This is a genomic window from Streptomyces sp. NPDC024017, from assembly GCF_040638895.1.
In the GTDB taxonomy this organism is placed as follows: Bacteria; Actinomycetota; Actinomycetes; order Streptomycetales; family Streptomycetaceae; genus Streptomyces.
Genome location: NZ_JBEZYZ010000002.1, coordinates 401,507 through 424,764 on the forward strand (window position 1 = coordinate 401,507; position 23,258 = coordinate 424,764).

A 23,258-nucleotide genomic window follows, 5' to 3' on the forward strand; every position below is an offset into this window, starting at 1 on the left:
CCCGGGGGGGAGCTTGTGACAAGTTGGGGAGATCCTTGATGCATCACGGTTCTGCCGTGCTGCGCCGCGCCGGATTCCGGCGCGGCGCCGCGGCCCTGGCCTTAGCGGCGCTGACCGCCGGCACCGCCCTGACGGGTGCGCCGGCCGCGACGGCCGCCGGCAGCGCGGCGCTCGCCGGGAAGGCGTGCACACCGACGGAGGGCTTCTCCGGCTGCCGGCTGTTCGATCCGACGACGGCGAAGCAGGAGTTCACGGTGCCGTCCGGCGTGACGGGCCTGGACGTACGGGCCTGGGGAGAGGGCGGCGGCGGCAACTCCATGACGAGCGGCGGCGCGGGCGGCTTCGTCGCCGGCACCCTGAAGGTCAGCCCCGGAGAGGCGCTGAGCATCGCCGTCGCGGGGCTGAACGCCGGTGACGCCCGCGGCGGCAAGGGCGGCAGCAACCTCGCCGACCGCGGCGGCAACAGCAGCGCCATCCGCACCAGCGGCGGCTCGGCGCTGGTCGTCGCCGGTGGCGGTGGCGGCGGGGGCGGCGACATCGCCCACGGCCAGGCGGGCGCCGCCGGTGGTGAGTCCGGCCAGGACGCCTTGGAGAAGGGGCGTGGCGGCAAGGGCGCCACCGGCGCGAAGGGCGGTGCGGGCACCGGCAACGGCGCCGCGGGCGCCGACCACGCCAAGGGCGGGGCCGGCGGGGCCGGCGGCGCGGGCCGCTACGGCGGTGGCGGCGGCGGTGCCGGCTACGCGGGCGGTGGCGGCGGCACGGGTGCCGAGACCGGCTCGTCCACCGGCAACGACCCCACCACCGGCAGCGGTGGCGGCGGCTCCAGCTACGCCGAACCGGCCCGGGTGGACGACGCCCGGCTCGTCGTCGGCAGCGGCAACGAGGCACCGGAGAAGAACGACCCGTTCTGGGCCCCCTCCGGCGACCCGGTCAACTCCGGTGTGGCCGAGGGCGGCGCCAACGCGCCCGGCGGCCCCGGCCGGATCGTCCTGCAGTGGCGGGGCCTGCCCGTCGACCGGCTGGCCCAGGTCACCGGCACCGACGTGACGACCCAGCCGGGCACCGACGTCAAGCCGCTGGCCGTGGTGGCCCGGGGCAAGGACGGCAAGCCGGTCGCGGACGCGTCCGTGACGTACACCATCGAGGACCCGGACGGCCTGAAGCCGCTCTTCTACCTCACCGGCGGCCCCGACGACGACGAGACCGTCGTGGCGACCGATGCCCAGGGCCGTGCGCAGACGCCGTGGATCAACCTGAGCGGCAGCAAGGAGGGCTCGTTCACCGTCCGGGCCGAGACTCTGGGCGCGACGACGGCCTTCACCGTGCGGGTGAAGGAGTCCCCGTACGTCGTGAGCGCCGCCGGCGGCGACCAGCAGAAGGCCGAGCAGGGGCAGGACTTCGCCGACGCGCTGCTCGCCCGCGTGGTCAAGTCGGGCAAGACGGCACCGGCCGGCACGGAGGTGGAGTTCCGCGTCGAGGACACGGCCGAGAACGCTCCCCGCTTCGAGGGCGAGGACCGGGTCGTCCGTGTGAAGACCGACGACTCGGGCAAGGCGACGGCCCCGGCGCTGACCGCCGGTGAGGGCACGGGCACGTACACCGTGGCCGCGTCGGTCGGTGACGCCATGACCCAGTTCGCGGTCGAGGTCGTCCCCGCTGACGACGCCTCCGAGGAGCCCGGCCCCGGCGACGAGTCGGGCTCCCCGTCCCCGAGCCCCACGACCGACCCGAGCCCTTCCGCCGAGCCGAGCCCGTCCACCAGCGCCGGCACCTCCGGCACGACCGGCGGCGACGGCACCTCGACCACGGGCGGCACGTCCACCGACCTCGACGGCGGCAGCCTCGCCTCCACCGGTGCGGGCGGCATGGGCCTCCTGCTGGCGGCGGCAGCGGCCCTGGCCGCAGTGGGCTTCGCGGCGTTCCGCTTCGCACCGCGCCTGAAGCCGCGCTCACGCGACAGCGCCTGACCTTCCGTCACGGCTTCCGTCACGGCCTGCGTCACGGCTTCCGTCACGGAGACTGCCCGCACCCGCCTTCCGGGTGCGGGCAGTCTCCGTTTCGCCTTTGCGGAACCTTTGCCTGCGGGTCGGACGTTGGACGGGTGTGCGCGCGTGAGCGGGTGCGCCAGGTGATACCGACTAGTACCGAGGTGACCTCAATGGCAGTGTGGGACCGGCTCAAGGACCAGGCCAAGGCTCTCCAGCAGGGGCAGGGCGGGCGGGGCGCGACGACCGGTGGGCACAGCGGCGGGACGAGGTCCGGCGGTGGCGGCAAGGCCCAGCTGGTCGGTCTGCTGAAGACGCAGCTCGGTTCGCTGAAGAACGAGTTGAAGAGCGGTGCGTACCGGGACGCGAGCATGGCGATGTGCGCCCTGGTCGCGGCGGCCGACGGGCAGGTGGATCCGGCCGAGCGCCAGCAGGTCGAGTCGATGATCCTCAGCAACGACGTGCTGCAGAACTTCCCGCCGGAGCAGCTCCGGCAGCGTTTCAACAAGCATGTGGACCAGCTGATCGCCAACTTCCAGCTCGGCAAGGCTGAGGCCATGCAGGAGATCGCCAAGGCCGCGAAGAAGCCCACCGAGGCCAGGGCCGTGATCCAGACCGGCATCGTCATCGCCGGTTCCGACGGCGACTTCTCCCAGGCCGAGCAGATGGTCCTGCGCGAGGCCTGCGCGTCTTTGGGGGTGTCTCCGGCCGAGTTCCAGCTCTGATCGGCGAGCCGGGCCGTGCCGCTCAGGGAGCGCAGGGCGTCCACGGCCAGGCGGGCCGCCGTGCCGATGACGGCGTCGGCGGCGGGCAGCAGCGCGGAGGTGCGGGCCGTGCGGGTGAAGACGGCGACGGCGTCCGACCCGACCGCCCCGACCCGCCGTGCCCTCCTGGCCGCCGCGGCCCTGCTTCCCCTCGCAGCCTGCGGCACGGACGACCGGCCGGCCGACGGTGCGAGCCGGACCCCCACGCCCGGCGGCGGGCCGTCGACCAGCCCCCCGGTCCACCGCCCCCGGCTGGCGGATCTGGAGCGCGAGTACGGCGCCCGCGTCGGCGTCTACGCCCTCGCGACCGGCACCGGCGCCACGGTCGTCCACCGGGCCGGTGAACGCTTCGCGTTCTGCTCGACGTTCAAGGCGCTGGCCGCGGCGGCGGTCCTCCACTACCGCTCCCTGAGCGGCCTGGACCGCCGCGTCACCTACACCGAGGCCGACCTGCGCTCCACGGCGCCGGTCACCGGCAAGCACGTCGCGACCGGGATGACGCTCCGTGAGCTCTGCGACGCCGCCGTCCGCTACAGCGACGGCACCGCGGGCAACCTCCTGATGCGCGACATCGGCGGCCCCGCACAGCTCACCGCCTACCTGCGCGGGCTGGGCGACACCGCGAGCCGTATGGACCACTACGAGCCCGAACTGCACGACGTACCGCCGGACGACCCCGGCGACACCACCACCCCGCAGGCGATCGCCACCGACTTCCGCAAGCTGGTACTGGGCACCGCCCTGCCCGCCCGCGAACGCCGGCTCCTCATGGACTGGCTCTCGCGCAACGCCACCGACGTCGGCGCCCGACGCATCCGGGCCGGGCTCCCCGGGGACTGGAAGGTGGCCGACAAGACCGGCACGGGCAACTACGGCCGGGCCAACGACATCGCGATCGTCCACCCGCCCCGCACCGGGCCGCTCGTCCTGGCCGTCATGACCGACCGGCCCGGCTACGCAACCGAACCCTCCGACGCCCTGATCGCCGAGGCGACCCGGCGGACCGTCGCCGCCCTGAAGCTCCCGGGGCTCCCGTCGGCGTCTATAACGGGGCCATGATCTATCACGTCGTACCGCTCACCGTCTGGACCACCGCCACCGACCGGGCGTACGCGCCCGCCTCCCTCGCCGAGGAGGGCTTCGTGCACTGCTCCCCGGACGAGGCGACCACGCTGGCCGTCGTCAACGCCTTCTACCGGGACGCGCCCCGGCCCCTGCTGGTGCTCGCCCTCGACGAGGCGCGCCTCACCTCCAGGGTGGAGTGGGAGGCGGCGGCCCCCGCCCCGCCGCCCGGGGTCTCCGGGGACACCCTGTTCCCGCACGTGTTCGGCCCCCTCGACCGGGACGCCGTCGACCACGTCCTCGAAGTGCGGTTCGACCACGAGGGCCGGGCCTCGGACCTGCGTACGACAGGATGACGGGGTGACCGAACAGAAAACCCCCCTCACCGCCGCCCCGGCCCCCGACCCGCGCCCCGTCGGACGAGCGGCACGATGCGCCATCGCGGCCCTCGCCCTCGCCGGAATCGCCTGGGTGGCCCGGGCGGTCTGGCATCTCCGGCTCGCCGCGGCGGGAGAGCCGGCGTCCGGCCCGCCCGACCAGGGCGGCGGCGTGCACCGTCCGCTGAACGCCCTGGAGGACTCCTACCACTTGGTCGACTCCGTGGGCAGCGCCGTCACGGCCGTCTGCGCGATCGCGTTCCTGTTCTGGCTGGACCGGGTGCGGGACAACGCCAAGGCCCTGTCGGGCCTGGACCCGCGCTACAGCTACCCCTGGCTCTGGCTGGGCTGGGTCGTGCCCGTCGTGAACCTGTGGATACCCCGGGGCGTCGTCGCGGACGTCCACCGCACGGTCTTCCCCGAGCGGCGGCTGCCCGCGGTCGTGAACTGGTGGTGGGGCCTGTGGCTGGCCGGTCTGGCCGGCGGCGTGGGACTCATCTACGCCGACGACACGGACGAGGTCATCGCCCGTGCCTACAGGGGTGTCCTGCCTCTGCTCGCCGCCGACCTGGTGATCGTGGCCGCGGCCGGGGCCGCCGCCCTCATGGTCCACACGCTCACGACGGACCAGCAGCGGCACATGGCCGAGCCCGACCAGGCGGTCTAGGCCCCCTGACGCGGTCCCCGACGCGGCCGGTACACCGACGCGACGAACGAGGCGGTCACCCGCACCGGTGCCTCCAACTCCGCGACCCGGCGGCGCAGTTCCGCGGCGTCGACGTGATGCGCGGCCGGACTCATGGCCACCAGGGCGGCGACCTCCTCGGCCGTGAGGCTCATCGCGTACTCCAGCGGCTCGGCGCGCTCGTGCCGGAAGTGCGCCGTCAGAGTCCGGTGCAGACGGTCCTCCTTGGCGGGATCGACGGCCAGCAGCCCCACGGACGCCCGCAGTTCGCGCAGATGCCGGGCGGTGGGGATGACGACGAGCAGCGCCCCGTCCGGGCTCAGGACGCGGTGGAACTCGGGGCCGTTGCGGGGTGCGAAGACGTTGAGCACGAGGTCGGCGCAGCCGGTGCGCACGGGCCACGGCCGCCACACGTCCCAGCCCGCGGCCTCCGCACGGGCGTGCGCGCGGGCCGCAGCGCGCAGGGCGGGCACGGAGCTGTCCAGCCCCAGCCCCAGGGCCCGGGGGAGGGCGTCCAGGACCGCCGCGAGGTAGTGGCCGGTGCCGGCTCCGGCGTCCAGGACGGTGGCGTCGGGCGGGGCCAGTCGCGTGGCGAGGTCCGCGAGGGTGCGGGCGAGCCGGTCGTAGTGCCCGGCGCCGAGGAACGAGGCGCGGCAGCGGACCATGTCGGGGGAATCCGCGCTCGGGGCCCGCCGGTGGCCGGTCAGCAGGCTGACGTATCCGTGGCGGGCGATGTCGAAGGTGTGCCGGCCCGCGCACCGCAGGGCGCCGCCGGTGTGTTCGAGGGCGGCTGGGCACAGGGGGCAGGTCAGGACGGACAGGAGTCGCTCGGAAGGCATGGGTGCTCCTCGGAACGCGGCGCACCGCGGTGAGGCGGCACATCGCGTGCGGGCGGGACGGTGAGACGTCGGCGCCCGCCGGCCGGCTGCCGTGAACCGGCATCCGGGGGGCGGGTACGCCGAGGACGGCGACGTGAGCGACTCACGTCGCCGTCCTCACCGCGGCGTCAGAGGAAGCAGTGGGGCAGGGCGTTGCATGCCAGTGCCATCCGGCCAGGCTACCGGGCCCCGCCGGCGCCGGTCAGCGGCTGCCGTCCGCCGCCCGCTGATCCGTGCTCGGGCGGGCCGCCGACGGGACGGGCCGCAGCGAGGTGGGTGTGGCCGACGGGGCGCGGGACACGGCCGCCGGGCCGGTCGCCTCGTCGGAGGCGTGGGTGCCGGGGCCGTGCGTGCGCGGGTTGTCGGTGCTCGGGCGGGGCGTGCCCGGGGGCGATACGCGGGACTGGGATGCGGACGGGGACGGCGCCTGGGTGGGGGACTGCGAGGGCGTGGGCGGTGCCGTGCGTGAGGTGGGCGGGGCCATCGGGATCGTCGGAGTCGTGGGGCGCTCGGGCGCGGTGTGGCGCAGCGGGAGCGTGATGAGGACGGCCGCGACACAGCACAGCCCCGCCCCGGCCGCGGTGCGCAGCAGTCGGCGGCGGCCCGCCCGGCGCCGGATCGTCTCGTACTGGCCGGGGGGCGCGCCCAGGTAGTCGGGGGAGGAGGGGCGCAGGATCACGGCGAGCGGGTCGTCGGGGGCGAACTCGGGGTCGCCCGGGTCGCCGTCAAGGCGTGTGGTCAAGGCTTCTCCTCAGATGGACGCGGAGCAGTTCCCGGGCCGCGTGCAGGTCGGCCTTGACGGTTCCTTCCTTGCGCCCGGTCAGTGCGGACACCTCCCGGATCGGCATGTCAGCGTAGTAGTGGAGGAGGATCGGGACGCGGAGTCGTTCCGGCAGCGACTGCACGAGCAGCCGCACCGACGGGTCGGCCTGTTCCGGGTGGGGGCGTACGGCGGCTTCCGAGGTGACGCGGTGCAGGGCCCGGCGCTCGCGCTCCAGCTTGCGCCAGTGGTCCCGGACCAGGTTGGCCGCGGTGACGTAGAGGAACCCGCGCGGCTCCTCCACGGACGTCCAGCGGGCCCAGAGCCGGGTGAACGCCTCCGAGGCGATCTCGTGGGCCGTCCCGTCGTCGTCGACGAGCCGGCGGCACCAGCCGGCGAGGCGCGGGTAGAGGGCGGCGAACAGCTCGGACGCTGCCTTCTCGCGGGACCGTTTCAACGCTCTCCAGGGGTGGGGGACTCGGTGCCGCTGAGCGCCGCGAACACGATCACGTTGTCCGCGTAACCGTCGCCGGTCCGCGCTCCGCCGCACGTGATCAGCCGCAGCTCCGGGCGGTCCACGTTCCCGTAGACGTCGTCCGCCGGGAAATCCGTTTTCCGGACGGTCCGTACGGCCGTGACGGCGAACTCCGCCGCCGTGCCGTTCTCCAGGCGCGCCACGATCCTCTCGCCCCGGTGCAGCCGGGCGAGATGACGGAAGACGCCGTCGCCGTACGGGCCGACCGTGACATGGCCGAGGATCACCGACGGGCCGGTCTCGCCGGGCGTCGGCGAGTGCCGGTACCAGCCCGCCCGGTCGTGGGCCGTGACCGGCGGCACCCGAACCGTGCCGTCGGCCGCCAGGCCCAGCCGGATGACCGGGGTGTCGACGCCGATCGCCGGGATCAGCAGCCGGACCGGGGCCGAACGGCCGAGGGACCGCGCCCCCTTGACCGGACTCGGCCGGGACGTAGCCGTCGCCCGTGGTGCGGTGGTCGCGTGGCCCCCGCACGCCGTCAGCAGGGACGCCAGCGCCCCGGCCGTGAACGCGCGCCTGGAGAACGAGCTCATGCCCCGGTCGCCCGGCGGCGGCGTACGACGAACACCGTGCCGCCGCCCAGGGCGAGCACCGCGGCGGCGCCCGCGCCGATCGCCGTGCCGCCCGTCCCGGAGGCCTCGGACGCCGCCACACCGGTGTCGGGCGCGCCGCTCGGCACGACGGAGACCTGGTCCTCGGCCGGCGCCCGGGTCGGCTCCGCGCTGGGCGCCGGGCGGGTCTGCTCGGGCGCCCGGGTCGGATCCGGCGTCCTGGTCGGTTCGGCGCTCTCCGGCTGGGTGGTGGGCGCGGCGGACGCCGGGGCCGGGGTGGGGGTCGCCGCCCCGTCCGCGAACGCGGGCCCCGTGCCCATCAGTACGGCGGTGCCCGCGAGGGCCAGGGCGCTGAGGACAGTTCGGCGCATGGGAATCGCACTCCTTCGTCGGTCCGCCCGACGGTCGGCGGGCTGGGTGACAGATCGTGCGGAGAGACGAGGCGGAGCCCGGACAGGTTGTAAAGAGATGGCAAAGTCGTCGGAGGGTGGACGGACCCCGTCCGGCCCGTCGACGCCGGAGGCCGCGGCGGCGCACGATGGCGTGCAATGGCGTGCAATGGCGTGCAATGGCGTGCACGGGGGTTCCGACGCGCAGGACCCCGGAAGGGATGGCCCGTTGACCTCCTCCCCCGTCTTCCCCACCGTCCCCCGCACCGCCGACGTCGTGATCATCGGCGGCGGCGTGATGGGCACCGCCATCGCCTTCCTCCTCGCCGAGGCCGGGGTGCGGGACATCGTCGTCGTGGAACGCGGCGAGCTGGGCCGCGGCAGCTCCGGCAAACCGATCGGCGGCGTACGGGCGCACTTCTCCGACCCGCTCAACATCGAACTGGGCAGCCGCAGTCTGCGCGCCTTCCGGGACTTCCCCGAGCGCCCCGGCGCCGACATCCGGCTCGACACCGTCGGCTACCTCTTCCTGCTCACCACCGCCAAGCAGGCAGCGGACTTCGAGGCCGGTGTCCGGCTGCAGAACTCCCTCGGCGTCCCCAGCCGCATGATCAGCCCCGAAGAGGCCCGCCGCCTGTGCCCCTACGTCAGCACCGACGGGCTGGTCGCCGCCGCCCACTCGCCCGCCGACGGCCACGCCCGGCCCGGACTCGTCGTCCAGGGCTACGCGCGGGCGGCGGCCCGGGCCGGGACCGTCCTCGCCACGCACACCACCGTCACCGGCCTCGACACCGCCGGCGACCGGATCACGGCCGCCCACACCGACCGTGGTCGCATCGACTGCGCCACGGTCGTCTGCGCCGCCGGAGCCTGGTCGGCACACATCGGCGACCTGGCCGGCGTGCCCCTCCCCGTGCGGCCCGTGCGCCGCCAACTCGCCTTCACCGTCCCGCTCGTGCCATCCGCCCCGCGCATCCCCTTCACCATCGACTTCTCGTCCTCGGCGTACTTCCACAACAGCGACGACGGCCTCCTGTTCGGCCTCGCCGACCCCGCCCAGCCCGACGGCTTCGACACCACCTGGACCCCGGAGTGGCTGGAGCTGTTCCGCGAGGCCGTACGCCACCGAGCCCCCGCCCTCGCCGGCATGGCGACGGCGGGCGGCTGGGCCGGGCTCTACGAAGTCACGCCCGACCACAACGCGCTCATCGGCCGCTCCGCCGAGGTCGTCAACTTCCTCTACGCCACCGGCTTCTCGGGCCACGGTTTCCTCCAGGCGCCGGCGGTGGGCGAGATCGTCCGCGATCTCTGCCTGGACCGCACGCCCTGCGTCGACGTCGGCCCGCTCAGCGCCGACCGGTTCCGCTCCGGTGCCGGGATCCGGCCCGAGTCGCACATCGTCTGAGGCGCGCAATATTCGGCTGCGCGCGGGAGTCGGGGCCGTTAGCATCCGTCGCGATGACGACTCACTCCATGAACAGATTGGGGGACCCGTCCGCGCAAGGTGAGTGCTGATGCCCACCGACCTCGCGAACGGGGACTTCCCGCTTTCCTTCTGGCCGCGCGTGCGCGAATACGCCGTGCCGCCCTCCATGATCGAGACCGCTACGGCGCGCCGCCGTGCCGGGGACTGGGCCGGCGCCTGCGCCGCCGCCCACATCGACGTCGACCTCCAGCCCCGTCTCGTGGCGCGGCGCCACGGCCGGGAGGTCGCCGCCCGGCTGCGCGCCGACCTCCGGCACCTCGCCCCCGACCTACTGCGCTGGCACATGCCGAGGATCGCCCCCGACGGGCTGCTGCGGCCGGGCCTGACCCTCACCCTGGCCCGGTACGGCACCGCGGGCACGCTGCACCTCGTGGTGCGGACGCCACCGGCCTGGGCGGACGCCGGTCAGCGGATCAGCCTCGCCCTGTGGGACGCGTCCCACACGCGGGAGACCGGCCGGCGCCATCCGCACCCCCGCCCCAGCCGGCGTTTCCGGCTCGACCTGCACCGCCACCTGTGGGACGCGCGCCGGGCCGGTGAGCTGCGGGCGCGGTCCGGCGACGGCGGTGCGGCGGGCGGCCCGGAGTTCGCCGGGCTGCTGCCGCCCGGGCACCGGTGTGCCGTGGACCGGTGGGCGGCCGAGGCGGGGATCCTGCTGCGGGCCGAGGGACGCTCCGGCGGCAGGGTCTGCGTACGGCTCGGGGCACGGCACCGGCTCGTCCTGGACGTGTCCGACGGCGGTGAGAAGACCGCCATGTCGTACACGCGTGCCCCCGACTCCTCGCTGCCCGTGCTGCCCGACGCGGCGACCTGGGTGCTGCCCGACTTGGAGCTGGTCCGGGCCGGGGCGATCGACGCCGGGCGCCTGCATCCGCTGGTCGCCTCGGCGTTGGGGGTTGAGCGCACCTCCGGTCTGCCGGAGCGGGCGGGCGATCCACGGGTGGTGGAGTGCCGGGGCGCCCGGCACCGGATCGGCCTGGTCGACGGCGCCCTGGCCGCCCTCGACCACGACCCGGCCGAGATCCGGCGGGAGGAACTGCTCGCCGCCCTCGGCGGACCGCCGCTGCCCTGCCTGCGGGCCGTCGACGAGGCACACCGCCGGCCCGACTGCCTCCCCGGCGTCCGCGAACGCCTCCACCACGGCGACACCGCCGGTGCGCTCGCCGCCGTGGAGAGCCTGCTCGGCCCCGAGGCGGTGCTGCGCGACGGCCCGTTGCGGGACGCGCTGGAGACGGCCGCGCGGCGGCGCATCGCCCATGGGCTGTTCCGCGCGGGCCTGGAGGGCCCCTCGCCCGCCGGCCTGCGCCCCTGGGACCGCCGCCGCTCCCGCGGCGAGGGCCCGCACCCCCGCCACATGTGACCCGACCCCCATCTTGCTTGCCCGGCCGAGGCCGGCTGCCCTGCCCGCCTTCGTTCCGCACCCGTTCCCACCGAGACGGCTCACCACCGGCACACAGGTGATCACACATGCGCACTCACATCTCGCCCCTGCCCGACACCGCTTCCCAGCCCGGCACCGCTTCCCAGCCCGGCACCGCTTCCCAGCTCGACGTGGCCGGCGACCTGCTGGCCCTGCTGCGGGACACCACCACCGAACCGCGCCCCGACACCCAACTGGAGGCCCTCACGCTGGCCGTGGCCGCCGACCTGCCCGTGCTGCTGTGGGGCGAGCCGGGCATCGGCAAGACCGCGGCCCTGACCCAGCTCGCCACGGCCCTGGACCTGCCGCTCACCACGGTGATCGCGAGCGTGCACGAGCCGTCCGACTTCTCGGGGCTGCCGATCGTCGGCGACGACCCCGCCGAGCAGGGCGTGCCGATGGCCCCGCCGGACTGGGCCGTACGCCTGGTCCGGGCCGGCCGGGGGCTGCTGTTCCTCGACGAACTCTCCACCGCGCCGCCCGCCGTGCAGGCCGCCCTGCTCCGGCTCGTGCTGGAGCGGCGGATCGGCGCGCTGCGGCTGCCGCCGGGCGTGCGGATCGTGGCCGCCGCCAACCCGCGCGCCTCGGCCGCCGACGGCTGGGAACTGAGCCCGCCGCTCGCCAACCGCTTCGTCCACCTGCAGTGGACGCACGACCCCGACGTCGTCGTCCGCGGCCTCGGCGGCACCTGGCCCCGGGCGACCTTGCCCCGGCTCGACCCGCGGAGGCTGCCGGAGGCCGTGGACTTCGCCCGCCGTGCCGTGTGCGGGCTGCTCACCGCACGCCCCGGGCTCGCGCACCGCCTGCCCAGTGGCGAGACGCGCCGGGGCGGGCCCTGGCCGTCGCCCCGCAGCTGGGAGATGACGCTGCACCTGATCGCCTTCGCGACCGCGGCCGGCTCCTCCCGTGACGTCCTCTCCCTGCTGGTCCGGGGCACCGTCGGGGACGGGCCCGGTCTCGAACTGCTGGCGAGCCTGGACCGGATGGACCTCCCGGACCCCGAGACACTGCTGGCCGACCCGGCCGGTGCGGTGCTGCCCGAGCGGGGGGACCTGCGCCAGGCCGCGCTGGACGGCGTCGTGGACGCGGTCCGCAACCGCCCGGAGCGGTCCCGCTGGGACGCGGCCTGGGCGCTCCTGGTCAAGGCCCTGGAGACCGGCCCCCCGGACGTGGTGGTCGTCCCGGCGACCACACTGGCCTCCCTGCGCCGCGACGACTGGGACGTCCCGACGTCGATCGAGCGCCTGGCCGGCGTGGTGTCCCTGTCCCGCCGGGCGGACCGAACCACGGCCGCGGTCGCGGCCGCGGCGAAGGCGGGCCGATGACGACGACCGGCCGGGGACCCGGCGACTTGCCCGAGGCCGCCCCCGGGTCCCTCGACCGGGACAAGCTCTTCACGGCCCGCCTGCACGCCGCCCGCGTCCGCCCCTACCTCGCGACGGCCCTCTTCGCCCTGCACGTCGTCGAGTCGCGGCGCGTGCCGACGATGGGCGTCGACCGGTACTGGCGGTGCTATGTGTCGCCGGTGTTCGTGGACCGCACGCCCGTCGAGGAGTTGGCGGGCGTGTGGGTGCACGAGGTGTCGCACCTGCTGCGCGACCACCACCGGCGCAGCGACCGGGTCGCGAGGGAGCGGGGCCTGAACGGCCCGGGAGAGCGGCTGCGGATGAACATCGCCGCGGACTTCGAGATCAACGACGACGTCTACGGCGACGGCCTGGCCCGCCCGGAGGGCGTCGTGCAACCGGGTGATCTCGGCCTGTCCGAGAACGAGTTGATGGAGGAGTACCTGCGGCAGTTCAGCCTGGGCCCGCGGTCGCAGGACCTGGCCTGGCTGGACTGCGGCAGCGGCGCCGACGGCCTGGACCGGGAGTGGGAACTCGGCCCGGACGGCGCGCACGGCCTGAGCGAGCAGGAGCGGGACGCGGTCCGCTTCCGGGTGGCGCAGGGCATCACCGGCCGCCCCGGCAACGCCCCGCAGGGCTGGCGGCGCTGGGCCGAGGAGGCCTTTCACCCGCCCCAGCCGTGGCGGGAACTGCTGGGCGCGGCGGTCCGCTCGGCGGCCTCCGGCCCCGGCGCGGGCGAGGACTACACCTACGGCCGGCCCGCCCGGCGTTCCACGGCGCTGCCCGGCACGGTCCTGCCGAGCCTGCGCCGCCGCCCGCCCCGAGTGTCCGTCGTCATCGACACCTCCGGCTCGGTCAGCGACGCCGAACTGGGCAGCGCGCTCCTGGAGGTCGCCGCGATCGCCCGGGCCGTGGGCGGCCGCCGCGACCTGGTCACCGTGGTGCCCTGCGACGCCTCGGCCGGGATCGCCCGACGCCTGTGCCGCGCCGAGGGCATCCCGCTCACGGGCGGCGGCGGCACGGACCTCCGCGCCGGCTTCACCCGCGCCCTGCGCACCCGCCCGTCCCCCGACGTCATCGTCGCCCTCACCGACGGCCAGACCCCCTGGCCGGGCACCCGGCCCCCGTGCCGCACGGTGGTGGGCCTGTTCCCCCGCGGCCACGAGAACTACGACGAGTCCAACCCCGAGTACGTCCCGGACTCGCCCCCGGAGTGGGCCCGGGTGGTGGACATCGGCTCGTGACGGATCAAGGCCTCCGCAACAACCCCCGCTCCATCGCCACCACCACCGCCCGCGTCCGGTCGTTGACGTCGAGCTTGGCGAACAGCCGGAGCAGGTGGGTCTTCACCGTGGCCTCGGCGATGACGAGGCGGCGGCCGATCTCGGCGTTGGTGAGGCCGTCCGCGACCGCGTTCAGGACGTCCGCCTCACGGGCCGTGAGCGGGACCTGGGCGGGCTGGCGCATGCGGGCGACCAGCCGTTCGGCGACCCGGGGGGCCAGGACGGTCTCGCCGCGCGCCGCCGCGTGGATCGCGTCGGCCAGTTGCTCACGGGTGGTGTCCTTGAGGAGATAGCCGATCGCACCGGCCTCCACCGCACGCTCGATCTCCGCGTCCGTGTCGTACGTCGTCAGGATCAGCACCCGGGTGCGGGGGAAGCGCGAAACGATCTCGGTCGTCGTCGCCACCCCGTCCAGTACGGCCATCCTCAGATCGACCAGGGCGACATCTGGTGCGTGGCGTTCGACGAGGGCAAGTGCGGCGCGGCCGTCACCCGCCTCGCCGACGATCCGGATGCCGGTCTCGGAGGCCAGCAGGGCCATCACTCCGGCTCGCATGACCGCGTGGTCGTCCACGACGATGACGCGGAGCGGTCCTTCGGTCATGCCGGAGCTCCGTTCACCGCGGCCGTCAGTGGTATCAGCGCCAGCACCCGCGTCCCGTCACCCACCGAACTCGTCACCGTCAGCCTCCCGCCCAGCTCCGCCAGCCGTTTGCGCATACCGTCCAGGCCGAAGCCCGAAGACCCCTCCACTACGAACCCGGTCCCGTCGTCGGTGATTTCGAGTTCCACGCCGTACGGCTGCCGGGCCAGGACCACGCCGACCGTGGAGGCGCGGGCGTGCTTGCGCACGTTGGCCAGGGACTCCTGGGTGCAGCGCAGCAGCGCGATCCGGGTCTGCTGGTCGCACTCCAGGTCCGCCAGCTCGGCGTCGACGGTGAGGCCGGTGTCCTCCACGAATCGATCCAGGGTGCGGCGGAGGGTCTGCGCCACCGAACCGGCCGCAGCCTGACCGGAGCTCTGGGGCGAGCCGACCAACTCCCGCGCCTCGGCGAGGTTCTCCCGTGCGGTGGACTCGATCGACCGCAGCTGCTGGGCACTTCGGTCCGGGGCGGCTGCGATCCCCGCCCGGGCCGCCTCGGCGAGCACGATGATCGAGGCGAAGCCCTGGGCGAGCGTGTCGTGGATCTCCCGGGCCAACCGCTCCCGTTCGTCCGCCGCGCCCTGCCGCTGATGCGCCTCGGACAACCGGGCCTGCGTCTCCTCCAGTTCGGTGATCAGCCGGGCCCGTTCGGCGCTCTGCGCGACGACCGAGTGAGCCCACAGCCCGATCAGCACTCCCACGGCGACGACGATCAGCGTGGACACGAGCGTCTCGGTGAAGAACCCCACCGTCCAGCCGTCCTCCCGCAGCACGCTCCCGGCGAGGGTCGCTGCCGTGGCGAGCCCCAGGAACACCATCGAGGCCCTCGGGGTCCGTCCGAACATCCAGTAGTGCGGCAGCGTCACCATGAACAGCGCCGCGTAGTTGCCGCGCAGATACGCCAGCCCGCCCAGGGCCACCACCAGCACCGACAGGTACACGTGCGGCCCTACGACGGGGTTGCCCGGGAAGCGGTCCAGGACCGCGTAGCACAGCACCACCCCGCCCAGCAGGATCAGCGCCGCGTACTTGCTCCCGCCGGGCCGGTCCATGGCGACCAACCCGACGGCCATCACGGCGAACAGCAGCCAGCACACCGCGTTCCAGCGGCGCAGCGACGTGGCCCAGAAGGCGTCGGCGGTGGACCCGGCGAGAGCGGTCATACCGATCAACGTACGTCGACCGCCGCGCGGGAGGAGGCGCTTTTCTCCTGGGCGGACGTCGCCCGCCGCACAGCGCGCGAGGGCCACCAGCTCGCCTCGCCCAGCAGCAGCATCGCCGCCGGCAGGACCAGGGCCCGGACCACGACCGCGTCGATCAGCACGGCCGCCGCCAGGACGAACCCGATCTGCTTCATCTCGATGATGTGGAGAAAGACGAAACTGGCGAACACGGTCGTCATCACGACCGCGGCACTGGTCACCACGCTCGCCGAGGAGTGGATCCCCTCCAGCACGGCCCGCCGTGTGGGCACGCCCGCGAGCGCCGCCTCCCTGATCCGGCTGACCACGAACACCTGGTAGTCCATCGACAGTCCGAAGAGGATCACGAAGAGGAACAGCGGCACGCGCGACCCGATCGACCCGGTGGAGTCGAAGTCCAGCAGGCCCTCGGCCCACGTCCCCTGGAAGACCAGGACCAGCAGCCCGAGCGCCGCCCCCGCGGACAGCAGGTTCAGGACGACGCCGAGCAGTCCGAGCACGACCGAGCGGAAGGCGTACACGGTCATCGCGAACGTCACCAGCAGCAACGCCCCCAGCACCAGTGGCAGTTTGCCGTTCTGGTGGGCCGGATAGTCGGCATAGCGGGCGACGTCCCCGGTCACGCCGTACTCGGCGCCGGTGATCCGGCCCACGGTCGCGGGCAGGAAGTCGTCCCGCAGCCGGTCGAGGGAGTCGTACGCCTCGCCGGAGTTGCCGAGATACGGCACCTTCAGTTCGAGGGCGCTGGTGCGGTCGTCGGCCGAGGTCCGGACCTGCGAAGCCCCGGTGAACAGCGGGTCGTTCGCGGCCCGCTCGGTCACCACGCGCAGGGCCGAGGCGACCTCCGCCGATCGCGAGGCGTCGGCGCGGACGACGACCTGGTGGGTCACCCGCCGCTCCGGGAACGCCTCGTTGAGCCGGTCGTACACCTTCATCGCCGGGATGTCGCGGGAGTGCGTGTCCCGGCTCATCTCGGTGATCTTCAGCCCGGCCAGCGGGACGACGAGGGCGAGCAGGGCGAGTACCGAGACGCACAGGGTGGCCAGGGGATGGCGCGCCGCGGGCCGTAGCAGCATGGCCCACATCCGGCCGCCGCCGCTCTCACCCCGCCCCCGGTGTTCAGGCTTCCCGCGCTCGTGCCGCCGACGCGCCCTGTGCTCCGCCCGCTGCCCGAGCTTGACGAGCAGCGCGGGCAGAGCCGTCAGCGAACTCGCCACCGCCACCAGGACCACCACGATCGTGCCGGTCGCGAGGGAGGAGAAGATCACGTCGGAGGCCAGGTACAGCGTCGCCGTGGAGGCGACCACCGCGAGCCCGGAGACCACGACGGCCCGGCCCGAGGTCGCGGCGGCCAGCTCCACCAGTGCCTCGGAGGACAGCCGCCCGCCGGAGCGGGCCCGTTCCTCCCGCTCGCGCTTGAGATAGAAGAGCGTGTAGTCGACGCCGACCGCGAGGCCGATCATCAGGATGACGTTCGTGCCGACCCCGGCGTCGGGCGACAGGTGGGAGACGACCATGGACAACCCCACCGCCGCCGCGATCGACGACAGCGCCAGCAGCAACGGCACCCCGGCCATGGTCACCGACCCGAACACCACCAGCAGCGTCACCAGCGTGACCGGCAGGGTGATCGCCTCGGAGAGCGCCAGGTCGTCACTGCGCTGCTGGTCGACGCCCTTGCTGACGGAAGGGCTTCCGGTCTCCTCCAGCAGCAGCCCGGGGTGTCCCTTCTGCACCGCCGAAGTCTGCGCCACGAGCGCGTCGACCTTGTCCTTGGCGTCCCGCTCCTCGCCCTTGAGCGATACCTCGACCATCAGGATCCGGCGGTCCTCGGACAGCAACGGCTCTGCCACGCCCGCCACTTCCGGCAGCTTCCGCATCCGGTCGGTGAGATCCTTCGCGGCGGTCCGGGCGGCGCCCTGTTCGAGAGCACCGCCCGAGCGGGAGGAGATCAGCACCTGCTCTGCGGGCCTTCGCTCCAGATGGGCCTCGGTAGCGAGGGCCTCGGCCCGCCCGGCCTCACCGACCCGGTAGTCCGCCGTCTTCGCGCTGTTCGTGCCGACGGCACTGCCGGCCCCCAGACACAGTGCCACGAACACCAGCCAGCCGACGATCGCCCGCCAGGGGTGCCGCGCACTCCAGCGCGCCACGCGCACAGAGAATGAATTCATGCCCAAAAGCGTTGCTGAACAGGCAAGTTGTCGGACAGAGGTACTCGGTTGAACCTGCCGTCCACCGGTCGGTGGACCCCGCACCTGGGGAAAACCCCACGCTCCCCGGGTTCACCGGAGCTCTCCTCGGGCGGTGTCAGCCGATGCGGGCGCACAGGTCGTCGGTCGTCCCGTGGACGAGGTGCACGGTCTTGTATCCGCCGGCGCCGATGTCCATCGTGTAGACGCCGTCGACGACGTACAGGCCGCGCGGCAGACTGCCCTGGCCCGCCCCCACGCCGACCAGCACCGGTCCGCGCACCGCCCAGAACTGGGAGCCGTCAGGCCGGTACTCGACGACGGCCGAGCCGCTCACGTCGGCGTCGAAGGAGGCGCGGGTGTCGGTGTTCGTGACGCGCACGACGAGATCGCCCCGGTACGCCACCCGCCGCGCGGAACCGTCGGGGTGGGTGCTCAGCACCCGCCGCACCACCTCGTCGACGACGGGCTCGCCGTGGACGGGGAAGTCGCACCGCACGCCGGCGCCGACGTCCCACGGGGCGGAGGGCGCGGGCTCCCAGCCGGGCGGGGTCGCGGCGGACGCGGGCTGCGTGCCGAGGAGCACGGCCACAAGTGCCAGCGGGGCGAGGGCGGTTCGGCGCATGGTTCTCCCTGGGCAGAGGGGTGGAAGGAAGCTGCGCCGAAGTCTCGCCCCTGCCCCTGACCAAAGCCTCACCACGCCCGGCCGCGGCCCCGGCCGCACGGCTACGCTGCCGGGCAGCCATGGATTTCCAGTTGCTCGGTCCGTTCGCCGCCCGTCACGAGGGGCGGCCCGTGCTGCTCGGCAGCCGCCGTCAGGAGCGGTGCCTGCTGGCGGTCCTGCTGCTGCACGCGGGCCGCGCCGTAGCGACCGACCGCCTCATCGACCTCCTGTGGGACACCGATCCGCCCGCCTCGGCCCGCGCCACCGTCCACACCTATGTCGGCCGGCTCCGCGCCGCGCTCCGGCCCTACGGGGTGTCCGTCGAGACCCGGCACGAGGGCTACGCCGTGGAGCAGGGCCCTCACCGGATCGACGCGCAGGAGTTCACCGCGCTCGTCGGGCAGGCGGCCGACGCCCGTGATCCGGCGGAGCGGACCGGCCTCTACGACCGTGCCCTCGCCCTCTGGCACGGCCCGCTGCTCGCGGATGTCGCCGACGACCGGCTGCGCACACGCCTCGACGGCCGGCTCGGCGAACTGCGGCTGTCGGCCGTGGAAGAACGGGCACAGGCGCAGCTCGGCATGGGTCTGCACGAGCGGGTGGCCGCCGACCTGACACCGGTGCTCCAGGAGCACCCGACCCGCGAACGGCTGGTCGCCGCGCAGATGACCGCCCTGCACCGCGCGGGCCGCCAAGCGGAGGCGCTCCGGTTGTACGGCCGTACGCGCACCCTCCTCGCGAGAGACCTCGGCATCGAGCCGAACCGCGAACTGCGCACCCTGCACGAGCGGATGCTGAGCGGCGACCCCCGGCTGGACCGGCCGCCCGGGCCCGTCTACGCGGTACGGGTCGACGACCAGTGGCTGCCCTGGAGCACCAGCGGGCACCCCGCGCTGGACTTCTGCAACACCTACGCCGGGTGGGACGGCGACCGGCTGCCCGGCTCGGAGTGGCTGCTCCGGTACGCCACGCTCGCCGTATGGGCCGGGCACGTGGACCTGGTCGAGGAGCGGCAGGTCGCCCGGCTGCGGGAGCAGGCCCTGCACCGGCCGGACGAGGCAGCCGCCGCTCTCGACGAGGCCCGGCGGTTCCGTACGGACCTGTACGCCTGCCTGACCGACCCGCAGGACGGCCGGGCCTTCAAGGCGGTCGCCGCCGTGGTGGAGGAGTCCGCGAGCGGCTCGGTCTTCACCCGGCGCGAGGACGGCCTGGGATGCTGGCGGCCCTCCCCCTCGGCAGGCCTGCGCCTCCCCCTGCACGCGGTGGCCCGCACGGCGGCCGAACTCCTCGCCGACCCCCGCCGCTTCACCGTCCGCAGCTGCCCCAGCCGTGACTGCGGCTGGCTGTTCCTCGACGAAAGCGGCCGCCGCAGGTGGTGCAGCCTGGGCACGTGCGGGGCGAGGCGGGCCCCGGGCGGCAGCTGACGGTGTACCGGTCCGGGCTCACCGACCGGTCACACGCTCCGGAAGCGGGCCGTCGCCGCCAGGAGGGCTGCCGTCGTGGAGGTCCCCGACAGCCCGTGCCCCTCGTCGCCGATCAGGACGAGTTCCGCGTCCGGCCACACCTGGGCCAGTCGCCAGGCGATGTCCGGAGGCCCGCTGATGTCCATCCGGCCGTGGATCATCACGCCGGGGATGCCGGACAGCTTCCCCGCGTCGCGCAGCAGCGCACCGTCCTCCAGGAAGGCGGCGTGCCGCCAGTAGTGCGTGACGAGGCGGGCGAAGCGCATCCGGAAGAGCGGGTCCTCGTAACGGGGGTCGGGCTGGTGCCCCGGCCGGGTGGAGACGTGCACGTCCTCCCACCGGCACCACTCCCGCGCGGCCCGCTCCCGTACGGCCGGATCGGGGTCGGCGAGCATCCGGGCGTAGGCGTCCACCAGACTCCCGTCGCGCTCCGCCTCCGGTACGGCGTCCCGGAAGCGGGCCCACTCCTCGGGGAAGATCCGCCCCATGTCCCGGGTGACCCACTCCACCTCGCGGCGCGTGGTGTTGGTGACGCTGAAGAGGACCAGCTCGGACACGGAATCGGGGTGCTGCTCGGCGTAGGCCAGCGCGAGCGTCACGCCCCAGGAGCCGCCGAGGACGAGCCACGCCTCGATGCCGAGGTACTGCCGCAGCTGCTCGATGTCGGCGATCAGATGGGGCGTGGTGTTGGCGGCGAGCGAGGTCCGCGGATCGGCGGCGTCGGGAGTGCTCCGCCCGCACCCGCGCTGGTCCAGGAGCACGATGCGATACGCCGCCGGGTCGAACAGCCGCCGCCAGAACGGCCCCGCCCCCGACCCCGGCCCGCCGTGCAGCACGAGAGCGGGCTTGCCCGCGGGATTCCCGCAGGCCTCCCAGTACACGCGGTTGCCGTCGCCGACGTCGAGCATGCCGTGCGCGTACGGCTCGATGCCGGCGGGATGGAGCTCGGCCATGCGTGATGTCCTCTCCTGACCTGCCTGCTTCGGATGAACAGCGTGATGTGACAGCGCTGTTAGATTAACAGGGTGAGGAATCAACCGGATCCGGAAGCCGTGGGGACGCTGCTCCGTCACGTCCTGGAACTGCTCGACGGAGATGTGGCCAAGGTCTACGAGGAGCAGGGCCTCGCCGAGTACCGCCCCCGCTTCTCCCCGGTCGTCCGGGCGCTGCTGGCCGAAGGCCCGCTCTCCGTGCGCGACGTGGCCGCGGCGATCGGCGTCACGCACTCGGCCGCGAGCCAGACGGCGGCCCAGATGGCCCGCGCGGGCCTGGTCACCCACACCCCCGATCCGCTGGACGCCCGCCGCCGGCTGGTCGGCCTCACCCCCAAGGCCCGGGCGCTGCTGCCCCGGATCGAGGCGGAGTGGGAGGCGACGAAGGCGGCGATGGCGGAGCTGGACGCGGAACTGTCCATGCCGCTGGGGGAGTTGCTGACGGAGGTGGCCCAGGCGGTGGGCCGGCGGCCGTTCGCGGAGCGGGTGGCGGCCGCACGCACGGCTACTTGATCTTGGTCCAGCCCGCCGGGGTCAGCTTGTAGTGGGCTCCGTCGTCGGCGTCCATCCGCGAACTGGCGTGCACATGCACGTAGTCCTGCTCCAGGTGGTACCGGAAGCCGCCCATCATGCCGACCACCGTGAAGACGACCTTCACCGCGAGCCCCTCCGTGAGGGGAGCGAGCGGTGGCAGAAGGTGTTCGATCTCCTCGAAGCACCGGCCGGTCGTCTCCCGCATCAGGGTGTGGAAACGCTGCTCCAGGGCGTCCGGCGGAGAGGGTAGGGGCCGCACCGTGACCGGTTCGAGGAGCTCCAGCAGGTGCGTGTGCCCCTGCTCCCGGGCGACGTCGACGGGGCGGCGGCCGTCCCGGGCGCGCTGCGTGCGCCAGGCGCCGTGGCCGATCAGCCGGGACACCACGGCGAAGTCCGCGCCGTGCCAGGCCGCCTGGTGCAGCGGGGAGAAGCCGCTGCGGTTCCCGGGCCGGGGGAGATTGACCCACCCCGGCTTCTCGCCCAGCACCTCGAAGAGACGGTTCCAGTCGGCGTCCCGGGCCATGTCCGAGAACTGGTCCCGCTGGTCCAGGTACCACTGGTTGAAGCGCTCGCGGTCGGTGAGGCCGTCCCACTCCAGCAACATGATCACCCGGTCACGCTAACGGACCCCGGCGACGGCCGACCGCCCCCGGGCCCGCCGAACTCCCGCTCGCAGTACGTAAGCAGCTCCCGGACCGCGGGACTCCGACCGCTCCTCCAGACCAGCGCGAGCAGCGCCGGGTCCTCGACGTCGTCGATGGTGCGGACGACAACCCGGTCCCGGTGTCCCGCGGCCATCGACTCGCTGAGAACGGCGACGCCCAGTCCCCGGGCCGCGAGGTCCGCGACGGCGTCCGCGGCGCTGGCCTGCAGCGCGATCCCGGGCCGCAGATCCTGCGCGGCGCAGGCCCCGTCGAAGACCGTGCGCAGACCGGTGCCCGGGGGCATGCACACGATCGGATGGGCGGCGACGTCCCGCAGTGTGACCCGCCGGCGTGACGCCAGGGGATGAGCGTCCGGAACCACGACGACGAGCCGCTCGCTGATGATCGTCAACGCCTCCAGCCCTTCAGGGGCGGCAGCCGTCCCGACGAGGGCCACATCGGCCGTGCCGAGGCGCACCGCCTCGACGAGCCGGTCGGAGTTGTCCTCCTGCAGCGAGATCTCCACGCCCGGGTGGGCCCGGTGGAACGCGGAGAGGGCGTCGAACAGGGGCGTGAGGGTGCAGCCGATGACCATCCCGACCACGAGCCGGCCCCGGATCAGGCCGGTCACCTCACCCACCGCCTGCCCGACCGCCGCGGCCGCCGCGAGCGCCGCACGGGCGTGGTCGAGCGCTGCCCTGCCCGCGGCGGTGAGCGTCGCGGTGCGCGCCGACCGGTCGAAGAGCTCGGCCCCGAGCTCCCGCTCCAACTGGCGGATCTGGGCGCTGACCCCGGACTGGCTGATGTGCACCCGCTCGGCGGCCCGCGTGAAGTTCCGCTCCTCGGCGACCGTGACGAAGTACTCCAGCTGCCTCAGTTCCATGACTGGCAATTCTAGATGCCAGCACATCCATCTGTTGGACTTCTGATGGCCGCCCTACGAGGCTGAAGGCACCGAGGAATCCCGACGCCAGGAGGACCCATGCCGGAGTACGAGAAGGCCATGCGCCCCGAGGACATCACCCGCCTGTTCGTCGAACGCTCCAACGCGGGCGACGCGGCCGGGGTCGCCGCGCTCTACGAGGAGGACGCGGTCCTGGCCTATCCGCCCGGCCGGCGCACGGTCGGCCGCGAAGCGATCCGCGCCCTCTGGGAGAAGGTCCTCGCCAACCGCCCCCACTTCGAACCGGAGCAGCCCCTGCCGACCCTGATCCACGGCGACATCGCCCTCACCTCCACCCCGCCGAAGGACGGGACGGGGGCCCGGGCGCAGGTGGTCCGGCGGCAGTCGGACGGGAGCTGGCTGCGGGTGCTGGATCAGCCGGAGTTCCTGCCGGCCGCACCCTGAGAACCCCGGCGGACCTGCCGGATCGTCCCCGCGGCCCGGGACCCGCCGCCCGCGTCCC

24 protein-coding genes are annotated in these 23,258 nt (G+C 74.1%); 12 read left to right on the plus strand and 12 right to left on the minus strand.

Annotation, left to right across the window (positions count from 1 at the left end; translation table 11 throughout):
* The first annotated feature begins 38 nt into the window (after nt 1-38).
* From AB0G20_RS06590 to AB0G20_RS06610, 5 genes are all read left to right on the plus strand, one after another.
* The gene (locus AB0G20_RS06590; RefSeq protein ID WP_361296745.1) at nt 39-1,967 is read left to right on the plus strand and encodes a hypothetical protein; all 1,929 of its coding nucleotides are present in this window, start codon (nt 39-41) and stop codon (nt 1,965-1,967) included.
* A gap of 191 nt (nt 1,968-2,158) precedes the next feature.
* Nucleotides 2,159-2,710 (plus strand): TerB family tellurite resistance protein, encoded by a 552-nt coding sequence (locus AB0G20_RS06595; protein ID WP_361296748.1) that lies wholly within the window; start codon nt 2,159-2,161, stop codon nt 2,708-2,710.
* Between the two features lie 15 nt (nt 2,711-2,725).
* Nucleotides 2,726-3,808: a class A beta-lactamase gene (bla, locus tag AB0G20_RS06600; protein WP_361296751.1), complete on the plus strand. Its 1,083-nt coding sequence runs from the start codon at nt 2,726-2,728 to the stop codon at nt 3,806-3,808.
* Entirely contained in the window at nt 3,805-4,167 is a 363-nt protein-coding gene (locus tag AB0G20_RS06605) for a DUF952 domain-containing protein (RefSeq protein ID WP_361296753.1), read from the plus strand. Before bla ends, AB0G20_RS06605 begins: the two co-directional genes overlap by 4 nt.
* Before the next feature lie 4 nt (nt 4,168-4,171).
* Nucleotides 4,172-4,855, plus strand: coding sequence for a DUF4328 domain-containing protein (locus AB0G20_RS06610; RefSeq protein WP_361296756.1), 684 nt, complete (start codon nt 4,172-4,174; stop codon nt 4,853-4,855).
* On the opposite strand, the gene AB0G20_RS06615 is transcribed toward AB0G20_RS06610, so the two are convergent.
* The 5 genes from AB0G20_RS06615 to AB0G20_RS06635 all read right to left on the minus strand — a co-directional run bounded on the left by AB0G20_RS06615 (nt 4,852) and on the right by AB0G20_RS06635 (nt 7,968).
* On the minus strand, nt 4,852-5,712 hold the full coding sequence (locus AB0G20_RS06615; protein WP_361296759.1) for a putative RNA methyltransferase: 861 nt from the start codon (nt 5,710-5,712) through the stop codon (nt 4,852-4,854). The genes AB0G20_RS06610 and AB0G20_RS06615 overlap by 4 nt on opposite strands.
* Nucleotides 5,713-5,953: 241 nt before the next feature.
* Nucleotides 5,954-6,493, minus strand: coding sequence for a hypothetical protein (locus AB0G20_RS06620; RefSeq protein ID WP_361296762.1), 540 nt, complete (start codon nt 6,491-6,493; stop codon nt 5,954-5,956).
* Nucleotides 6,477-6,968 (minus strand): RNA polymerase sigma factor, encoded by a 492-nt coding sequence (locus AB0G20_RS06625; RefSeq protein WP_107456362.1) that lies wholly within the window; start codon nt 6,966-6,968, stop codon nt 6,477-6,479. The genes AB0G20_RS06620 and AB0G20_RS06625 overlap by 17 nt, the downstream gene beginning before the upstream one ends.
* Complete coding sequence (locus tag AB0G20_RS06630; RefSeq protein WP_361296766.1) at nt 6,965-7,579, minus strand: class F sortase; 615 nt, start codon at nt 7,577-7,579, stop codon at nt 6,965-6,967. The genes AB0G20_RS06625 and AB0G20_RS06630 overlap by 4 nt, the downstream gene beginning before the upstream one ends.
* Nucleotides 7,576-7,968, minus strand: a complete 393-nt coding sequence (locus AB0G20_RS06635; protein ID WP_361296769.1) for a sortase-dependent protein — start codon at nt 7,966-7,968, stop codon at nt 7,576-7,578. The genes AB0G20_RS06630 and AB0G20_RS06635 overlap by 4 nt, the downstream gene beginning before the upstream one ends.
* Before the next feature lie 247 nt (nt 7,969-8,215).
* Between AB0G20_RS06635 and AB0G20_RS06640 the strand changes: the two genes are divergently transcribed.
* The 4 genes from AB0G20_RS06640 (at nt 8,216) to AB0G20_RS06655 (ending at nt 13,482) form a co-directional block, all read left to right on the plus strand.
* Nucleotides 8,216-9,391 (plus strand): FAD-binding oxidoreductase, encoded by a 1,176-nt coding sequence (locus AB0G20_RS06640; RefSeq protein WP_361296772.1) that lies wholly within the window; start codon nt 8,216-8,218, stop codon nt 9,389-9,391.
* 109 nt (nt 9,392-9,500) lie between these two features.
* Nucleotides 9,501-10,832: a hypothetical protein gene (locus AB0G20_RS06645; RefSeq protein WP_361296775.1), complete on the plus strand. Its 1,332-nt coding sequence runs from the start codon at nt 9,501-9,503 to the stop codon at nt 10,830-10,832.
* A gap of 107 nt (nt 10,833-10,939) precedes the next feature.
* Entirely contained in the window at nt 10,940-12,217 is a 1,278-nt protein-coding gene (locus AB0G20_RS06650; RefSeq protein WP_361296778.1) for a MoxR family ATPase, read from the plus strand.
* On the plus strand, nt 12,214-13,482 hold the full coding sequence (locus tag AB0G20_RS06655) for a VWA-like domain-containing protein (protein ID WP_361296781.1): 1,269 nt from the start codon (nt 12,214-12,216) through the stop codon (nt 13,480-13,482). Before AB0G20_RS06650 ends, AB0G20_RS06655 begins: the two co-directional genes overlap by 4 nt.
* A 4-nt stretch (nt 13,483-13,486) precedes the next feature.
* On the opposite strand, the gene AB0G20_RS06660 is transcribed toward AB0G20_RS06655, so the two are convergent.
* The 4 genes from AB0G20_RS06660 to AB0G20_RS06675 form a co-directional block, all read right to left on the minus strand.
* Entirely contained in the window at nt 13,487-14,125 is a 639-nt protein-coding gene (locus AB0G20_RS06660; RefSeq protein WP_361296784.1) for a response regulator transcription factor, read from the minus strand.
* Nucleotides 14,122-15,327, minus strand: coding sequence for a sensor histidine kinase (locus AB0G20_RS06665; protein WP_361296787.1), 1,206 nt, complete (start codon nt 15,325-15,327; stop codon nt 14,122-14,124). The genes AB0G20_RS06660 and AB0G20_RS06665 overlap by 4 nt, the downstream gene beginning before the upstream one ends.
* 5 nt (nt 15,328-15,332) lie before the next feature.
* On the minus strand, nt 15,333-17,537 hold the full coding sequence (locus AB0G20_RS06670; protein WP_361296790.1) for an MMPL family transporter: 2,205 nt from the start codon (nt 17,535-17,537) through the stop codon (nt 15,333-15,335).
* A gap of 136 nt (nt 17,538-17,673) precedes the next feature.
* Nucleotides 17,674-18,180, minus strand: coding sequence for a hypothetical protein (locus AB0G20_RS06675; protein ID WP_361296793.1), 507 nt, complete (start codon nt 18,178-18,180; stop codon nt 17,674-17,676).
* A 119-nt stretch (nt 18,181-18,299) separates the two neighbouring features.
* Here AB0G20_RS06675 and AB0G20_RS06680 point away from each other — a divergent pair, with 119 nt between their 5' ends.
* The gene (locus AB0G20_RS06680) at nt 18,300-19,643 is read left to right on the plus strand and encodes a BTAD domain-containing putative transcriptional regulator (RefSeq protein ID WP_361296796.1); all 1,344 of its coding nucleotides are present in this window, start codon (nt 18,300-18,302) and stop codon (nt 19,641-19,643) included.
* Nucleotides 19,644-19,672: 29 nt separating this feature from the next.
* On the opposite strand, the gene pip is transcribed toward AB0G20_RS06680, so the two are convergent.
* Nucleotides 19,673-20,635, minus strand: a complete 963-nt coding sequence (pip, locus tag AB0G20_RS06685; protein WP_361296799.1) for a prolyl aminopeptidase — start codon at nt 20,633-20,635, stop codon at nt 19,673-19,675.
* A 72-nt stretch (nt 20,636-20,707) separates the two neighbouring features.
* On the opposite strand from pip, the gene AB0G20_RS06690 reads away from it, so the two are divergent.
* Complete coding sequence (locus AB0G20_RS06690; RefSeq protein ID WP_361296802.1) at nt 20,708-21,187, plus strand: MarR family transcriptional regulator; 480 nt, start codon at nt 20,708-20,710, stop codon at nt 21,185-21,187.
* Here the strand turns inward: AB0G20_RS06690 and AB0G20_RS06695 are convergent.
* Both AB0G20_RS06695 and AB0G20_RS06700 read right to left on the minus strand, forming a co-directional pair.
* Nucleotides 21,180-21,812 (minus strand): ankyrin repeat domain-containing protein, encoded by a 633-nt coding sequence (locus AB0G20_RS06695; RefSeq protein WP_361297720.1) that lies wholly within the window; start codon nt 21,810-21,812, stop codon nt 21,180-21,182. The two genes, AB0G20_RS06690 and AB0G20_RS06695, sit on opposite strands and share 8 nt — an antisense overlap.
* 2 nt (nt 21,813-21,814) lie before the next feature.
* A complete protein-coding gene (locus AB0G20_RS06700) occupies nt 21,815-22,735 on the minus strand; it encodes a LysR substrate-binding domain-containing protein (RefSeq protein ID WP_361296805.1) in 921 nt (306 codons plus the stop codon).
* Between the two features lie 99 nt (nt 22,736-22,834).
* Between AB0G20_RS06700 and AB0G20_RS06705 the strand changes: the two genes are divergently transcribed.
* Entirely contained in the window at nt 22,835-23,200 is a 366-nt protein-coding gene (locus AB0G20_RS06705) for a nuclear transport factor 2 family protein (RefSeq protein WP_361296808.1), read from the plus strand.
* Nucleotides 23,201-23,258: the final 58 nt, after the last annotated feature.

Excerpts from the sequence above, each read along its gene's own strand:
- AB0G20_RS06705 (WP_361296808.1), top strand. The coding sequence starts at position 22,835 with ATGCCGGAGTACGAGAAGGCCATGCGCCCCGAGGACATCACCCGCCTG.
- AB0G20_RS06655 (WP_361296781.1), top strand. The coding sequence starts at position 12,214 with ATGACGACGACCGGCCGGGGACCCGGCGACTTGCCCGAGGCCGCCCCC.
- AB0G20_RS06645 (WP_361296775.1), top strand. The coding sequence starts at position 9,501 with ATGCCCACCGACCTCGCGAACGGGGACTTCCCGCTTTCCTTCTGGCCG.
- AB0G20_RS06675 (WP_361296793.1), bottom strand. The coding sequence starts at position 18,180 with ATGCGCCGAACCGCCCTCGCCCCGCTGGCACTTGTGGCCGTGCTCCTC.
- AB0G20_RS06615 (WP_361296759.1), bottom strand. The coding sequence starts at position 5,712 with ATGCCTTCCGAGCGACTCCTGTCCGTCCTGACCTGCCCCCTGTGCCCA.
- AB0G20_RS06695 (WP_361297720.1), bottom strand. The coding sequence starts at position 21,812 with ATGTTGCTGGAGTGGGACGGCCTCACCGACCGCGAGCGCTTCAACCAG.
- AB0G20_RS06595 (WP_361296748.1), top strand. The coding sequence starts at position 2,159 with ATGGCAGTGTGGGACCGGCTCAAGGACCAGGCCAAGGCTCTCCAGCAG.
- AB0G20_RS06635 (WP_361296769.1), bottom strand. The coding sequence starts at position 7,968 with ATGCGCCGAACTGTCCTCAGCGCCCTGGCCCTCGCGGGCACCGCCGTA.
- AB0G20_RS06700 (WP_361296805.1), bottom strand. The coding sequence starts at position 22,735 with ATGGAACTGAGGCAGCTGGAGTACTTCGTCACGGTCGCCGAGGAGCGG.
- AB0G20_RS06630 (WP_361296766.1), bottom strand. The coding sequence starts at position 7,579 with ATGAGCTCGTTCTCCAGGCGCGCGTTCACGGCCGGGGCGCTGGCGTCC.
- AB0G20_RS06660 (WP_361296784.1), bottom strand. The coding sequence starts at position 14,125 with ATGACCGAAGGACCGCTCCGCGTCATCGTCGTGGACGACCACGCGGTC.
- AB0G20_RS06605 (WP_361296753.1), top strand. The coding sequence starts at position 3,805 with ATGATCTATCACGTCGTACCGCTCACCGTCTGGACCACCGCCACCGAC.
- AB0G20_RS06680 (WP_361296796.1), top strand. The coding sequence starts at position 18,300 with ATGGATTTCCAGTTGCTCGGTCCGTTCGCCGCCCGTCACGAGGGGCGG.
- AB0G20_RS06650 (WP_361296778.1), top strand. The coding sequence starts at position 10,940 with ATGCGCACTCACATCTCGCCCCTGCCCGACACCGCTTCCCAGCCCGGC.
- AB0G20_RS06590 (WP_361296745.1), top strand. The coding sequence starts at position 39 with ATGCATCACGGTTCTGCCGTGCTGCGCCGCGCCGGATTCCGGCGCGGC.
- AB0G20_RS06670 (WP_361296790.1), bottom strand. The coding sequence starts at position 17,537 with ATGAATTCATTCTCTGTGCGCGTGGCGCGCTGGAGTGCGCGGCACCCC.
- pip (WP_361296799.1), bottom strand. The coding sequence starts at position 20,635 with ATGGCCGAGCTCCATCCCGCCGGCATCGAGCCGTACGCGCACGGCATG.
- AB0G20_RS06665 (WP_361296787.1), bottom strand. The coding sequence starts at position 15,327 with ATGACCGCTCTCGCCGGGTCCACCGCCGACGCCTTCTGGGCCACGTCG.